General features: G+C 66.9%; 9 protein-coding genes and 2 pseudogenes. 7 read left to right on the plus strand and 4 right to left on the minus strand.

Annotation, left to right across the window (positions count from 1 at the left end; genetic code table 11):
• A complete protein-coding gene (locus DYE23_RS17465) occupies positions 1 to 834 on the plus strand; it encodes an SURF1 family cytochrome oxidase biogenesis protein (protein ID WP_115327758.1) in 834 nt (277 codons plus the stop codon).
• Here DYE23_RS17465 and DYE23_RS17470 read toward each other — a convergent pair.
• On the minus strand, positions 719 to 1,741 hold the full coding sequence (locus DYE23_RS17470) for a cobalamin biosynthesis protein (protein WP_013471413.1): 1,023 nt from the start codon (positions 1,739 to 1,741) through the stop codon (positions 719 to 721). The genes DYE23_RS17465 and DYE23_RS17470 overlap by 116 nt on opposite strands.
• Positions 1,742 to 1,806: 65 nt before the next feature.
• On the opposite strand from DYE23_RS17470, the gene DYE23_RS17475 reads away from it, so the two are divergent.
• From DYE23_RS17475 to DYE23_RS17485, 3 genes are all read left to right on the plus strand, one after another.
• Entirely contained in the window at positions 1,807 to 3,516 is a 1,710-nt protein-coding gene (locus DYE23_RS17475; RefSeq protein ID WP_115327759.1) for an amidohydrolase, read from the plus strand.
• 55 nt (positions 3,517 to 3,571) lie between these two features.
• Complete coding sequence (locus DYE23_RS17480; RefSeq protein WP_013471411.1) at positions 3,572 to 4,210, plus strand: SOUL family heme-binding protein; 639 nt, start codon at positions 3,572 to 3,574, stop codon at positions 4,208 to 4,210.
• Positions 4,211 to 4,276: 66 nt separating this feature from the next.
• The gene (locus DYE23_RS17485) at positions 4,277 to 6,826 is read left to right on the plus strand and encodes a PAS domain S-box protein (protein ID WP_115327760.1); all 2,550 of its coding nucleotides are present in this window, start codon (positions 4,277 to 4,279) and stop codon (positions 6,824 to 6,826) included.
• A 386-nt stretch (positions 6,827 to 7,212) separates the two neighbouring features.
• Here DYE23_RS17485 and DYE23_RS17490 read toward each other — a convergent pair whose 3' ends face one another.
• On the minus strand, positions 7,213 to 8,619 hold the full coding sequence (locus DYE23_RS17490) for an IS1380 family transposase (RefSeq protein ID WP_016341434.1): 1,407 nt from the start codon (positions 8,617 to 8,619) through the stop codon (positions 7,213 to 7,215).
• A gap of 360 nt (positions 8,620 to 8,979) precedes the next feature.
• Positions 8,980 to 10,206 (minus strand): annotated as a pseudogene (locus tag DYE23_RS17495) (IS256 family transposase).
• Positions 10,207 to 10,490: 284 nt separating this feature from the next.
• On the opposite strand from DYE23_RS17495, the gene DYE23_RS31465 reads away from it, so the two are divergent.
• Together DYE23_RS31465 and DYE23_RS17505 are read left to right on the plus strand one after the other, a co-directional pair.
• A complete protein-coding gene (locus DYE23_RS31465) occupies positions 10,491 to 11,303 on the plus strand; it encodes a hypothetical protein (RefSeq protein WP_115327761.1) in 813 nt (270 codons plus the stop codon).
• Between the two features lie 469 nt (positions 11,304 to 11,772).
• On the plus strand, positions 11,773 to 11,997 hold the full coding sequence (locus DYE23_RS17505; protein ID WP_115327762.1) for a DUF2933 domain-containing protein: 225 nt from the start codon (positions 11,773 to 11,775) through the stop codon (positions 11,995 to 11,997).
• Between the two features lie 69 nt (positions 11,998 to 12,066).
• Here DYE23_RS17505 and DYE23_RS17510 read toward each other — a convergent pair whose 3' ends face one another.
• Positions 12,067 to 13,302 (minus strand): IS256 family transposase, encoded by a 1,236-nt coding sequence (locus DYE23_RS17510; protein WP_070356446.1) that lies wholly within the window; start codon positions 13,300 to 13,302, stop codon positions 12,067 to 12,069.
• Positions 13,303 to 13,633: 331 nt separating this feature from the next.
• On the opposite strand from DYE23_RS17510, the pseudogene DYE23_RS31470 reads away from it, so the two are divergent.
• Positions 13,634 to 14,643: pseudogene (locus tag DYE23_RS31470) on the plus strand (IS3 family transposase); the annotation flags it as partial.
• Between the last annotated feature and the right edge of the window lie 100 nt (positions 14,644 to 14,743).

A 14,743-nucleotide genomic window follows, 5' to 3' on the forward strand; every position in this document is an offset into this window, starting at 1 on the left:
GTGCGTCGCTGGGCATTCCTGCTGCGCCCGCAGTGGCTCGCGCTGTTCGTCGTGGTCGCCGCGTTCGCCTACCTGTGCTTCACGGTGCTCGCCCCGTGGCAGCTGGGCAAGAACACCAAGACCTCCCGCGAGAACGCGCAGATCTCCCGGTCGCTGGGCGCCGAGCCGCTGCCGGTGACCTCGGTGCTGCCACAACAGGATTCGACTGCACCCGAGGAGCAGTGGCAGCGGGTGACGGCGACCGGGCGGTACCTCCCCGAAGCGCAGGTGCTGGCGCGGCTCCGACTCATCGACGGCGATCCGGCGTTCGAGGTGCTGGTGCCGTTCGCGGTCGACGGCGGCCCGACGGTGCTCGTCGACCGCGGGTACGTGCGTCCCGTCGCGGGGTCGCAGCCGCCGGCCATCGATCCCCCGCCGAGCGAGACGGTGACGATCACCGCGCGGCTGCGCGACTCCGAGGGTCTGGCCCGCGACAAGGAACCGTTCCAGGTCGACGGCGTCCAGCAGGTGTACTCGATCAACATCAACCAGATCTCGACCCTGACCGGGGTGCCGCTGGTCGGCTCCTACCTGCAGCTCGTCGACAACCAGCCCGGCGGGCTCGGGGTCATCCCGCTCCCCCATCTCGACGCCGGACCGTTCCTGTCCTACGGCATCCAGTGGATCGCGTTCGGGATCATCGCCCCGATCGGCGTCGGCTATTTCGTGTACTCCGAGATCAAGGTGCGACGCCGGGAGAAAGCTCTGGCCGCCGCCGCAGCCGAGAGCGCCGAGGCCGGAACGGCCCCGACCACCGAGCAGAAGCTCGCCGACCGCTACGGCAAGCGGCGCTGACCGCCAGCGCCGCCGCAAGCCCCTGAACGGCGCGCGACAACCGCACCGCCCGCACCAGATCGTCGACGTCGGGCGCCCGCCCGTCCCCGAGCGTCGGGCGGATCTCGAGCTCGTGCGCGTACTGCGTGGGCCCGCCGAGACGCACCCCGAGCGCGCCGGCGAACGACGCCTCGGCGACACCGGCGTTGGGGCTGGGATGGTCGCCCGCGTCGCGCCGCCACGCCCGCCACGCAGCGGCCGGTGATCCGCCGACGACCGGGGCGCACGCCACGACCAGCAGCCCCGTCAGCCGTGCCGGGACCAGGTTGAGCAGATCATCGAATCGAGCTGCCGCCCAACCGAACCGGGCATAGCGCGGGGACCGGCTGCCGATCATCGCGTCCAGGGTGTTGGCGGCGCGGTACACCAGCACCGCCGGCGTCCCGCCCGCGGCCGCCCACACGAGCGGCCCGATCTGGGCGTCGGAGGTGTTCTCGGCGATCGACTCCAGCGCCGCCCGCGCCAGACCGGGTGCGTCGAGCGCCGACGGGTCCCGTCCGCACAGCGACGGCAGCAGCGCGCGGGCGCCGTCGAGGTCTCCGCCGCGCAGCAGCGCCGCCATCTGTTCACCCGTGCGGCACAGCGTGGTCCCTCCGGCTGCGACGAACGTCGCCGCCGCCACGGAGGCGGCCTCGGCGACCGCACCCCGGCGCCGGCCTGCCCGCTCGGCGAGTACGCCCGCGACGCCCACCGCGGCAAGCAGCGATGCGGTGTGCACGACGCCGGCACCTCGCGTGTCGGCGTAGGTGCGCCGTTCCACACCCGCTGCGGCGCTGCCGAACAGCGCCACCGGATGGCCCCGCCGCGGATCGCCGAACACGATGTCGGCGACGACGGCGGCGGCGATACCGGAAGCGCGGGCGAACATTCCGGCACTGTCTCACAGCCCCGATCCGCCCTGTGCGGCGAGGTTCGGGTGACACACTGTGCCCCATGGCGGACGTGATCCTGACAGCGAAGACCATCATCACGATGAACGGCGACGCACCGCGCGCCGAGGCGGTGGCGGTCTCCGGCGACACGATCGTCGCGGTGGGCAGTGTCGAGCACTGCCGCACGGCATTGCCCGGCGCCGAGATCGTGGACACCGGCGCGGCCGCACTGGCGCCGGGTTTCGTTGAGCCGCACAGCCATCCACTGATCAGCGGAATCGCCACCCAGGCACCGGCACGCTCGATCGCGCCGTGGGACTGCCCGTCGTGGGCCGACGTACTGGACGTGTTCGCCGAGACGCTGGCCACCAGCGATACGGACACGCCACTGCTGTTCGCGGGTTTCGACGCGCTGCTGCACGGTCATCCGAAGCCGGACGCCGCCGAGCTCGACGAGATCTTCGGCGACCGCGTCGCGCTGGTCACCGACAACTCCGGCCACGGCGTGTACTTCAACTCGGCGCTGATCCGCAGCTACGGGTGGGACACCAACCCGCCGGCCGACCCTGTCGCGTCCCATTTCGGCCGTAACCCGGACGGGTCGCTCGACGGGCAGGGTTTCGAGTTGCCGGTGGTCACCGCGGTGACGGGCCCGCTGATGGCCACGCTGGGCAATCCGCTCGTCGCTGCCGCGCTCTACTACGCGGTGATGGCGCGCGGCGGCTACACCTCGACCTCGGACATGACCTACGACCCGAAGTTCGCCGCGGGATACGAGGCGCTGGCCGCCGCCCCGTCGTGCCCGCTGCGGGTCAGCATGTGGGAGGTCTCGACCAGCGACACCTATTCGGAGGCAGTGACTTTCGCCGCAGGTGAGGCGTCGCTGACGAAGACCGGGGTGAAGCTGTGGACCGACGGCTCGCCGTGGGTCGGCAACATCGCGATCTCGTTCCCGTACCTCGACAGCGAGGCCACCAGAACCGCCGGGATCGACCCCGCCACCGCGGGGGGCGCACACTCGATGAACTACAGCCGCGAACAGCTCGACGCGATCCTGGACAAGGCGGCGCCGGCCGGATGGCAGATGGCGTTCCACGCCAACGGCGATCTGGCGCTCGACCTGGCGCTGGATGCGTACGAGGACGCGTTGACACGTCACGACCTGCTCGGCACCGATCACCGCTGGCGGCTGGAGCACTGCGGGGCAGGCACCCGCGAGCATTTCGACCGGGCCGCCCGGCTCGGCGTCCACGTGTCGCTGGCGCCGTTCCAGTACTACTACTGGGGCGACCTACTCGACGGCGCGATCTTCGACCACGAGCACGGATCCCGGTGGGCGGCGTTCGGCGACGCCGTCGCCTCGGGGGCGTGCGTATCGCTGCACAACGACGGTTCCGTGTCACCGCCGACGCCGGTGGTCAGCATCGCGACCACAGTCACCCGGCGCACCCGCGGCGGAGGCGTGCACCGGCCGGACCAGGCCATCACTCTGGACCAGGCGTGGCGGGCGCAGACCATCGACGCCGCGCGGACCCTGCGCCGCGAACACCTGATCGGTTCGATCGAAGCCGGCAAGCTGGCCGACTTCGTCGAGCTCAGCGCCGATCCGTGGGCCGTCGCGCCTGAATCGCTGATCGAGTCGCTGCAGGTGCAGGGCACCTGGGTCGGCGGCCGGCGCGTCGATCTCGACGAGTTTCTCACCGCGGTCGGCGGAGCCGACGCCGCCGAGCACGCGCACCTGGGGCAACGGACGACCAAGGGTTGCTGCTGATGACGAACCCGTCAGATTTCGGTCCGGTCCGCGTTGAGCGGGGTACTACGGACACATGCTTTCGAAGATCACCGACACCGCGGGACAGGTAGCTGAAGGACTCGGGGCGCTGGTGGGTGTCCGCACCGGAACCGAGGAGCCGATGTTCGTGCGCGAGGCGCTGATCGGTTCGGGCAGCGCACAGATCGAGATCCGCCGGTACGGACCCCGCATCGCCGCGCAGACGACCGTCGCCGCCGAGGAGGAGGCGGCCCGCAACGCCGGATTCCGCAGACTCGCCAACTACATTTTCGGCGGTAACCGCCGGCAGACGAAGATCGCGATGACCGCGCCGGTGGCCCAGCAGAGCGAGAAGATCGCGATGACCGCACCCGTCACGCAAACCCGGGGCGCCGACGGCAACTCGGTGATCCGGTTCTTCATGCCGTCGAAGTGGTCGATGGAGCTGCTGCCGCAACCCGACGACGAACGCGTCGAACTCGTGGAGGTGCCGGGTGAGACCTACGCGGTACTGCGCTTCAGCGGCGATCGCAGCCCCGCGACGGTGGCGGCCAAGACCGAGGAGCTCCTCGATGCTCTGCGGGGCAGCGACTTCCACCCCGCAAGTGACACGATGGCGTGGTTCTACGACCCGCCTTGGACGCTGCCTTTCCGGCGTCGCAACGAAGTCGTGGTCGCCGTCTCGACAGACTGAGCTGTCTCACCTCCGCCGCCGGCTAACGGCGTTAGGCTGATTGCCGGATAACGGGAGGGAGGATCGTTGCGCCGACTCTCGACCTCCGCGGTCGTCCTCCTGACGTTTCCCCCGGTATTCGCCCTGTCGATCGTCGCGGGACGCGCCACCCGCTTGGGCGGCAGCGAGGTGGCGTTGGTGTGGCCGGCGGCCGCCGTGGCGGTCATGTGGTTGCTCGCCGTGCACCCCTGCTCGCTGCGTCAGCGTGCGATTCACGTGACGTTGCTCGGCATCCTGGCCTACGGCGTGAATGTCGCCACGGGCGCCACCGTGTCGCTCAGCGCGTGGTTCGTGCTGGTCAATGTGGTGTTGGCGGTGGTGACGGTCGGCCTTCTGCATTACGGCCGCAGCGACGCCGTCCTTCGAGACCCGGCCGACCTGGCCCGCCTCGTCGTCGCGGTGGCCACCGGAACGATGTGCGCCGCCGTACTGGCCACCCTGTACCTGACACCGGTCACGGGTGCGCCGGCATGGGCGACGTTCGCGCTCTTCACGGCGCGTAACGGGGCGTCCGCGCTGGTCGGCGTGGCGGTGTGGCTGTGCCTTCGTGACGTGCCGTGGAAGCGTCCGCGCGTCAGACCGGCGATGCTCGTGGAGGGACTGGTCGTCGGGACGATCGTCGTGTCCGTCTTCGCGTGGAGCTTCTGGCTGAACACCGGGACACCGATGACGTTCATGGTCCTGTTGCCGACGACCTGGGTGGCCTTGCGCTACAGCACCCCGGTGAGCACGCTGTTCGTGGTCGCCGCCGCCAACTGGATCATCTTCGCCACGCTGTCGGACAGGGGCCCGCTGCTGGCTTCGGACCTGCAGGTGCGGGCGCTGCTGGCGCAGGGCATGGTCTTCAGCCTCACGGTGATCGTGTTGGCGCTGGCGCTGTACCGCGACTCGCGCGTGCGGCTGATCGCCGAACTCGAAGCGTCGAGGGATCAGGCCGACCAGGACTCCGAACTCCTCGGCGCCGTGCTCGACAGCATCCACGACGGTGTGATCCTGGTCGACCCGGCCGATCGCGTCGTCCTGCGCAACGCCCGCGCCGACGACTCAGGGCTTGTCGACGAGGTCGTCGCAGCAGCTCGCACGGCCGGCCATGGCGGTGCGGATGCTCCGGAACCGGCAGTGCCCCACGACGTCATCGTCTCCGTCGAGGACTCGAGGACACTGGAACTGACCACCACCCCGCTTCCCCGCCAGCCCCAGTTCGACGTGATGGCGTTCCGGGACGTCACCGAGGTCCGCAGGAACGCCCGCGAGCTGCGCGAAGCCCGGGATCTGTTCGCCGGGGTCCTGCAGGCGGCCTCCGAGCAGGCCATCATCGGAACCGATCAGGACGGTCTCATCACGGTGTTCAACCAGGGGGCGGAACGCCTCCTGGGGTGGACCGCGGAGGAGATGATCGGCCGTCCCGTGACCGACGTCCACGACCTCGGGGAAATGATCGTCCGCGCCGACGAACTCGGTGTACCGCCAGGTTTCGAAGCCTTCATCGCCAACGTCACCCCCGACGACGCCGAGATCCGCGAGTGGACGTACGTCCGCCGCGACGGGAGCCACGCAGACGTCAGCCTGGCGATCTCTCAGATGTCCGATCCGGATGGCTCCCGCGTCGGCTACATCGGAGTCGCCACCGACATCACCGAACGCAAGAAAGCCGAGCGCGCGCTCGCCGAAAGCGAGGAACGCTTCCGGTCGGCCTTCGACACCGCCCCGATGGGAATGTTCATGTTCACCGTCACCCCGGGCGACGCCGGACGCATCACGCGGTGCAATCAGGCCCTCGCCGACTTCCTCGGCCGATCGACGTCGGAGGTTCCCGGGATGTCGGTGACCGACCTCGGTACGAACGAAAATGCCGATGGCACAGAGGGACTCGCCAGGCTCCTCGCGCTGACCGACGGAGAACCGGTGAGTGCGGAGGTGCGGTTCCGGCGGTGGGACGGTGACACGATGTGGGGTGCGGTGTCGGCCTCGGTCGTCGCCGCAGCCGGCGCCGACCCGTACGGGATCTGCCTGGTCGAGGACATCACCAGCCGCAAACGTGCCGAAGCCGAACTGCAGCATCTGGCCCTGCACGATCCGTTGACAGGACTGGCCAATCGCGCGCTGCTGGTGGACCGCGTCGAGCAGGCCATCGCCGACATCGGCCGTCACGCTCCCGCATGCGTCGGACTGCTGTATCTGGACCTCGACGGGTTCAAGCCCGTCAACGACACGTGGGGTCACGCCGCCGGCGACGAGGTCCTCAACGCAGTCGCACGGCGGATCGAGAACTCGATCAGGCCGGGAGATACCGCAGCCCGACTGGGTGGCGACGAATTCGCGGTGCTGTGTCCGGTGATCAAAGACAGCGAGGCCCTGCACGGCATCGCCGAACGCATCCGGCGGGAAGTCCGCCGGCCGCTGCGACTGCGCGCGGGACGCACCTACGATCGGCTGTCCGCGAGTATCGGCGCGGCCACGTCAGGCGGGAACAGCAACGCGGAATCGTTGATCGCCCACACGGACCGGTTGATGTACCGAGCGAAACGGAACGGCAAAGACCGCGTCGCCGACGATCTGGTCCCCGTCGAGGGCTGAAAACCTCTGTGGGCGCGGACGGTATCGAACCGCCGACCGCTGGTGTGTAAATCGCGCCGTCCTGCGTCTCCGTGATTCTCGATAGTCGCATCAATGCCTATAAGTCCAGGTCACGCGTCTCAGGTCTGCCGTACCGTCCGATGCCTCTGCACTCCTAGCTGCGTGTCTTGGCACACCGGCGGCACACGCGGGGGTTTTCTCCTTCGGAGTTTCTAGCCCGGATTTTGCGTGGTAATTGGTGTGGGTTCGGTGTGATGCCGAGTTGTGTTGTTGGGTAGTGGTTTTCGTGTGGTGGCGTAGAGGTGCTGTCCCGTGTCGCCGGGTGGGGCGGGCTTTCCTGGGGCCTGTGGGTCCTTCATCGTTGATGGGTCCGATGGGGTGGGGTGTTATCCGAAGGCGGTGCGGACGCGGTGCCAGGCGGCGGCGATCGCCGCCGCCCAGCGCCAGGTGGCATCGATGCGTAGCCGCAGTTGGCGGGCGCCGCGGGTGATACGGGCGGCCACGTGCAGGACCCGGTAGCGGAACGTGGTGATCTCGACGCGGGCCAGAGCGCGATCGCTGGCGAACCCGATGAGGCGGGTCCAGGTGACCAGGTCAGCGGCGGCCAGGACGATTTCGAGCCAGGCAGCATTGGCCCAGAAGGAGTGGCAGGGCAGGTTACGCAGCCCGGTGGCTTTGAGTTCGCGGATACGGTCCTCGACGCGGGCGTGCTGGCGGTGCCGTAGTTCCAGACCGGCGACCTGACCGGGTACGACACCCGGTGGTGTGTCGGTGATGAACGCGGTGACCCGCATGCCGTCGGCGTCGGTGAACCGCAACTGCGCGCCGGGGTGGGGGCGTTCTTTACGCAGGATCAGCCGGGTCCCTTCGGGCCAGGAGGCCAGGTTGACCAGGTCGGTGGCTTCAGCGACCCACGCGCCGTCGCGGATCCCGCCGTCGGTGTCGATCGCTGGATACCAGCAATCGCCGAGGTTGAGGGTGTCCACGGCGTCCTGGACGCGGGTATCGACGGGGTACCCGAAGGAGAACCCGGCCCCGGCGGCCCGGCACGCTGCGGCGAATTTGTGGGTGGATCCGGCGGTATCGCAGCGCACCAACACCTTCGGGGCCTCGGGGTTGTCGGGATCGTCGGGGTTGGGCCGCCACGCCGCTGGCAGCGATGCCAAAGCCTGGTGCAGGACGATGATGTGGTCGGAGGCGGTGTTGGAGCCGGCGTTACCGTTGCGCAGCAACCCGGCCAGGGCTTCGCCGCCGGCGATGTCGGGGCGGTCCAGAAACGCCAGCAGCGGGTGCAGCCCGAACGTTTTCTTCCAGGTCGGCGCAGCCCCGGCCTTGTTGTCGGAGTGATCGATCACCAGCGTGGCATCGATGTCGATATGCAGCCAGCCGCCGGTGGTGGGGGCGGCTCCGACAGCCCAGGCCGCTGCCCGCGCCGCGGCTCGGGCTGCGCGCACCCCGGGTAGATGCGCGGCATCGATCCGCTCATCGATCAGCCGCCACATGGTGGTCGTTGAGGCCTTGGCCCCCAGGACGTGCTCCCGGTCACCGCACAGCTGACCGACCGCGTCGATGCAGTCCGCGCCGTCGGCGACCGCGGCCGCCAGATCAGCGAACACCTCCCCAGGCGCATACACCCACGGGCCGCGGTAGGTGTCGGCCAACGCGGCCGTGACCTGCGCCGATAAGCCGGTCCGGTCGGCAAGCTCACGCAGCATGCCCATCCCGGCATGCGACACAACGCCATGGCCGTCGGCGGAAACTTTCACCGGCGATGCCGCCGCGATATTCTTCACCTGCGAAGTGCCTTCCCGTCAGGGTTTTTGAACCGTAGAGAAGTCCAATTATTCCTTGCAGGACAGGCACTTTCGCTTATCTACACACCCCCACAGTCAACATTCCACGAAAAATCCGGGCTAGGGTGTGCGGACCCGAACTCGGTGCAGGTGAAGGTGAAGGTGAAGGTGAAGGTGAAGGAAAGGTACGCACACCGCGACCAGGGATTACATGATTCTTGTTACTGAATACTTGTAACAAGAATCCTGTTACAGGATTCTTGTAATGCAGGTCAAGGTGTCAGTGAGCCTAAGTGGCGCACCGGTCAAGTCCAGGGATGTGGTGTACGAGGTCGTCGTGTGAGTCTTCGAGTTGATGGTTCAGGCGGTCAGGGCTGCGGGGGTGTCCTCCTGTTCGGTCGGGGTGTTCTGGTCGGCGCGTGATTTGCTCAGGACGTCGAGGCCGGGGTAGCGCCGGGATTCGGCCCATTCGTCGTGTTGTTCGGCCAGGACGGCCCCGACGAGGCGGTGAGGGCGTTGAGATGCCGACGACGTCGGTGCGTCGGCGGATCTCCTTGTTGAGCCGTTCCTGAGGGTTGTTGGACCAGATCTGGCGCCAGATCTGTTTGGGGAATGCGGTGAACGCCAGCAGATCCGGTCTGGCTGCTTCGAGGTGGTCGGCGACCTTGGGGAGTTTGTCGGCCAGTGCGTCGATAATCCGATCATATTGTGCGGCAACGGATTCAGCGTCGGGTTGATCGAACACCGAATGCAGCAGGGTACGTACCCACGGCCACGAACTCTTGGGCGTGATGGCCATCAGGTTGGTCGTGTAGTGCGTTCTGCAGCGCTGCCAGGCCGCCCCGGGCAGCGTCCCGCGCCGATCGCGGCCACCAACCCGGCGTGGGCGTCGCTGGTGACCAGTTTGACCCCGGACAGCCCGCGCGCGGTCAGCGACCGCCAGAACGTGAGCCAGCCGGCTCCGTCTTCGGCGGTGCTGACGTCAACGCCCAGGATTTCGCGGTAGCCCTCGACGTTGACTCCGACCGCGATCAACGCATGCACGTTGACCACCCGGCCCTGCTCGCGGACCTTGAGCACCAGGGCGTCGGCAGCGACGAACGTGTACGGACCGGCATCGAGCGGCCGGGTGCGGAACGCCTCCACGGCGGCGTCGAGTTCCTTGGCCATCACCGACACCTGCGACTTCGACAGGCTCGTGATGCCCAGGGTCTCGACCAGTTTGTCCATCCGCCGGGTCGATACCCCGAGCAGGTAGCAGGTGGCCACCACCGTCGTCAGGGCCCGCTCGGCCCGTTTGCGTCGTTCCAGCCGCCAGTCCGGGAAGTACGATCCGTGGCGCAGCTTCGGGATCGCGAGATCCAACGACCCTGCGCGGGTGTCGAATTGGCGGTGCCGGTAGCCGTTGCGGGAGTTGGTGCGCTCAGTGCTGCGCTCGCCGTATCCGGCGCCGCACAGGGCATCGGCTTCGGCACCCATCAGGGTGTGGATGACGGTGGCGAGCAGCTCGCGCAGCACGTCGGGGTGGCAGGTGGTGAGTCGTTCGGCCAGCACCGTGGGCAAGTCGATATTGTGGGCAGCGGTCATCGCGTGTGTTCCTTCTTTGCTCGAGTGACTTTGGACGGTCCCTCGAAGAATCACGCGATGACCCCCAATCATTCGGCTACGACACGCCGGTACGCTGATCAGGTCCGACTCGTACACCACCTTGGTGGACGCAACCGCGGACGGTCCCCAACAGCCAGCAACGACACACGACACCGCTACATGCGCTCAACCTCAGAGCGAGCTGGCGGACTAAGGGTTGCATCGACGTCATCTACGTAGGAAGACAGTAGTTGATGACGAATGAATCTCGGTCGGGTTGAGATGTGGTGTCATACAACCGCTGTCGCGGATGGCGCTGTCATCCTTTATCGGTGGCGCCTAGGACAGCGAAGAAAACCGACAGCCGGTTGGCAGCTCGACTAGCCGCGCTCGCCTCGCTGGGCGCCGCGGTCATCCACTTCGCCGTCGTACCCACCCACTGGCAGGAGTGGATGCCCGCTGGCGTGTTCTTCACATCGATCGCAGCCTTCCAACTGCTGTGGGCGCGGCTGGTTCTCACACGAACCACGACTCCTGTGCTAGCTGCCGGCATCATGCTCAACCTTGGAGCCATTGCTCTGTGGGCCGTGTCCAGGACCGCAGGAGCCCCGTACGGTCCGCACGCCGGGCAAGCCGAAGTGGTCCAAGCCGCGGACCTTTGTGCACTGCTGCTTCAGATCTATGTCGTGATGGGCGCCGGCTGGGTGTGGTACCGCGGCCTGCAAGGAGAGCCGGTACCGGTGTTCGGCAGCACATTAGTGCTCATGGGCGCAGTCGGTGTCGTGGCGCTGGCGTCCACGGTGGGCGCTGCTTCAGGCCTGCGGCACGGCCATCATGCCCCAGCAGGCGCTGATGGTGGTCACCACGGGACGACCGCTGAGGGAGCCCACAGCCATCACGGGCCCACCGACGCAGAACCCGATCACCACGGGCAAAGCATCGAGCAGGTAGAAGATCATCACCGCCACGAAGAGCCAACCAATTCACCACCCACCGAGTCGATTGGGACACCTCCAGCGCCGGCACCTACCCAATCTCCGCCAGCCCCAGCGATGCCGTTACACGACACCCACGCCGATCATGATCACGACGAATGATGTGTGATCCAAACCGCTTACACACACCCTCACGCTGACGCGGCTCGCCTGATTCCAGTAGAAGGTGGAAACCAGAGCCTCGATATGATCGCAGGAGCTGATGGGCACACCATCGACTTTGCAGGGGCCAGATCGGTTGAGTGACGGCAACCTCGTCCGCTACGGGTGAAAAGCCGCCACCGCAAGCTGCTGTCGATCAAGCCGCCGCCGCAAGTGGCGTCGCATTTCAGCGGCTGGGCCGGCCCACGACGAATCGCGGGGCTCTCCACAGCAGAGGGGCAGCAATCATCGCCCTTGCCTGGGGGGGGCAATGTGATCCGCGCACCCGCCGCCGGGGATCCTCTGTGTAGGGCCTTTGGTCATTTGCATATGTGGCTAAAGAACCTCCGTATCAACTACGTAATTCCGTTGGTTTCGTCCCGTACGTGGCTCACCATTGAGTTTGTCCTCGTGATGGAAGGAGACTTCGATGAAGCGTAAATACATACCCTGGTACGGGGGAGCCCTCGTCGCGGCCGCAATCGCTGCAGTAGCCGTTGGTGTGCCGGCATCGACGGTTCTGCTGTTGCTGGTCGTGCTTGCCTGCCCTGTGATGATGATGCTCATGATGGGCGGAATGGGCGGAGGCCACAACAACCATGGCCACGGCACCACCGGGACCGGCGACCAGCGCGACTCAGCTGGCCGGTCGTAGCCACTCCCGTCGGTCAAGTCCAGGGACGTGGTGTACGACGTCGTCGTGTGATTCTTCGAGGTAGTTGGGTCAGGCGGTCAGTGCCGCTGGGGTGGCCTCCTGTTCTGTCGGTGTGTCGTTGACGGTGCGTGATTTGCTGAGGACGTCGAGGCCGAGGTAGCGCCGCGATTCTGCCCATTCGTCGTGTTGTTCGGCCAGGACGGCGCCGACGAGGCGGATCAGAGCGTTTCGGTCGGGGAAGATGCCGACGACGTCGGTGCGTCGGCGGATCTCCTTGTTGAGGCGTTCCTGGGGGTTGTTGCTCCAGATCTGGCGCCAGATCTGCTTGGGAAACGCAGTGAACGCCAGCAGGTCCGCCCGGGCTTCTTCCAGGTGGTCGGCGACCTTGGGGAGCTTGTCCGCGAGGGCCTCGATGATCCGATCATATTGCGCAGCAACCGATTCAGCGTCTGGTTGATCGAACACCGAATGCAACAATGTCCGGACCCACGGCCACGACGACTTGGGAGTGACGGCCATCAGGTTGGTCGTGTAATGCGTTCTGCACCGCTGCCAGGCCGCCCCGGGCAGCGTCGCCCCAATGGCCGCTACCAGCCCGGCATGGGCGTCGCTGGTGACCAATTTGACCCCGGACAGGCCGCGGGCGGTCAGCGACCGCCAGAACGTCAACCAGCCCGCTCCGTCCTCGGCGGTACTGACGTCAATACCCAGGATTTCGCGATGGCCCTCGGCGTTGACCCCGACCGCGATCAGGGCGTGCACGTTGACCACCCGCCCGCCCTCGCGGACCTTGAGCACCAGGGCGTCGGCGGCCACGAACGTGTACGGGCCGGCGTCCAAGGGCCGGGTGCGGAAGGCTTCGACGGCGGCGTCGAGTTCCTTAGCCATCACGCTGACCTGGGACTTCGACAGCGACGTGATCCCCAGGGTCTCCACCAGCTTGTCCATCCGCCGCGTCGAGACCCCCAGCAGGTAGCAGGTCGCGACTACCGTGGTCAGAGCCCGTTCGGCGCGTTTGCGGCGTTCCAGCAGCCAGTCCGGGAAGTAGGAGCCGTGGCGCAGCTTCGGGATCGCGAGATCCAATGAGCCTGCGCGGGTGTCGAATTGGCGGTGCCGGTAGCCGTTGCGGGAGTTGGTGCGCTCGGTGCTGCGTTCGCCGTATCCGGCGCCGCACAGGGCGTCGGCCTCAGCGCCCATCAGGGTGTGGATGAATGTGGCGAGCAGCTCGCGCAGCACGTCGGGATGGGCGGTGGTGAGTCGTTCGGCCAGCACGGTGGGCAGGTCGATATTGTGGGCAGTGGTCATCGCGTCGGTTCCTTTGCTCGAGAAACTTTGGTCGGTCTCTCGAAGAATCACGCGATGACCTTCAATCATTCGGCTACGACACGCCGGTACCGCTGATCAGGTCCGACTCGTACACCACCTTGGTGGACGCAACCCTCCCGTCGATCGTTGGGATGGTGCAGTGATGGCAGATGCCGCCTACGGCTTATGGCCTTTGGTGATCGTGAATACGCTTCTGTTCGTCGTTTTCGGCCTGAGTTTCTTTCATCCTCGCTCAAACGGGACTTGACCCCGTGTGTTGGACACGCTCAATCCCAGGAATGTGCTGGGGGAAGCGAGATGATCCAACCCGATGGCAAGGAAAAATTACCCCGATGAGTTCAAGCGTGACGCGGTCGCGCTCTACCGGGACACCGAGGGCGCGACGATCGCCCAGATCGCTGCCGAGCTCGGTGTCAGCGAGGCCACGCTCTCGGCGTGGTGCAAGTCGGCCGGGGTGCCGATTCGGCACCGCCGCGGTGTCGTAGTGGCCGAGCCTGTGCCAGGGGCCGAGAGCCCTGAGCAGGAGCTGGCCCGCCTCCGCAGTGAGGTCAAGGCGTTACGCGCCACCGAGGCGCGGTTGTCCACCGAGCGTGACATCTTGCGGTCGGCGGCCAAATATTTCGCCGGGGAGACGAACTGGTGAGCCGCTTTCAGTTTGTCGCCGACCACCTGCACGCCTTCGAGGTGAAGTGGCTCTGCGCAGTCGTCGAGGTTGCGCGTTCGTCGTTCTACGCGTGGTTGGCCGGTGCTGACGGACGAGCGGCCCGTCGGGCTGCTGACGAGGCGCTGGCCGAGCGTATCCGCGCCGTCCACGACGAGGACAACACCTACGGGGCGCCGCGGATCACCGCCGAGCTCAACGACGGTGCGCCCGAGGGGCAGCGGGTCAACCACAAGCGGGTGGCTCGGGTGATGCGCGGCGCCGGGATCGCCGGTTATCGACGCCGACGTCGGGTCAAGACGACCGTGGCGGACCCGGCGAACCAGAAGGTCCCCGACCTGCTCAAACGGGATTTCACCGCCGCGCAGGTCAACACCCGTTACGTCGGCGACATCACCTACTTGCCATTGGCGACCGGCGCCAACCTGTACCTGGCCACCGTGATCGACTGCTGTTCACGGCGGGTCGCCGGGTGGGCGATCGCCGATCACATGCGCACCGAACTGGTCATCGATGCGCTCAAAGCCGCTGCTGCACTGCGGGGTTCACTGGCTGGTGCAATATTCCATGCAGATAATGGAAGTCAGTACACCTCACGGGATTTCGCGAATCTCTGCCGCGATCTGGGGGTCGTCCAGTCGATGGGTGCGGTGGGGTCATGCCTGTTGACCGGCTAATCGGGGACGGTACTGGCATGTAAACGACACGCCAGCAAGGAAAATGCTTGACCGGTGGGGGCCGGCGGGGTTGCACTTGTCT

This window comes from Mycolicibacterium gilvum, assembly GCF_900454025.1.
Lineage (GTDB): Bacteria > Actinomycetota > Actinomycetes > Mycobacteriales > Mycobacteriaceae > Mycobacterium > Mycobacterium gilvum.

What these genes read in the sequence shown, in the direction of transcription:
- DYE23_RS17510 (WP_070356446.1), bottom strand. Translation starts at nt 13,302, where the DNA reads ATGACCACTGCCCACAATATCGACCTGCCCACCGTGCTGGCCGAACGA.
- DYE23_RS17475 (WP_115327759.1), top strand. Translation starts at nt 1,807, where the DNA reads ATGGCGGACGTGATCCTGACAGCGAAGACCATCATCACGATGAACGGC.
- DYE23_RS17480 (WP_013471411.1), top strand. Translation starts at nt 3,572, where the DNA reads ATGCTTTCGAAGATCACCGACACCGCGGGACAGGTAGCTGAAGGACTC.
- DYE23_RS17470 (WP_013471413.1), bottom strand. Translation starts at nt 1,741, where the DNA reads ATGTTCGCCCGCGCTTCCGGTATCGCCGCCGCCGTCGTCGCCGACATC.
- DYE23_RS17505 (WP_115327762.1), top strand. Translation starts at nt 11,773, where the DNA reads ATGAAGCGTAAATACATACCCTGGTACGGGGGAGCCCTCGTCGCGGCC.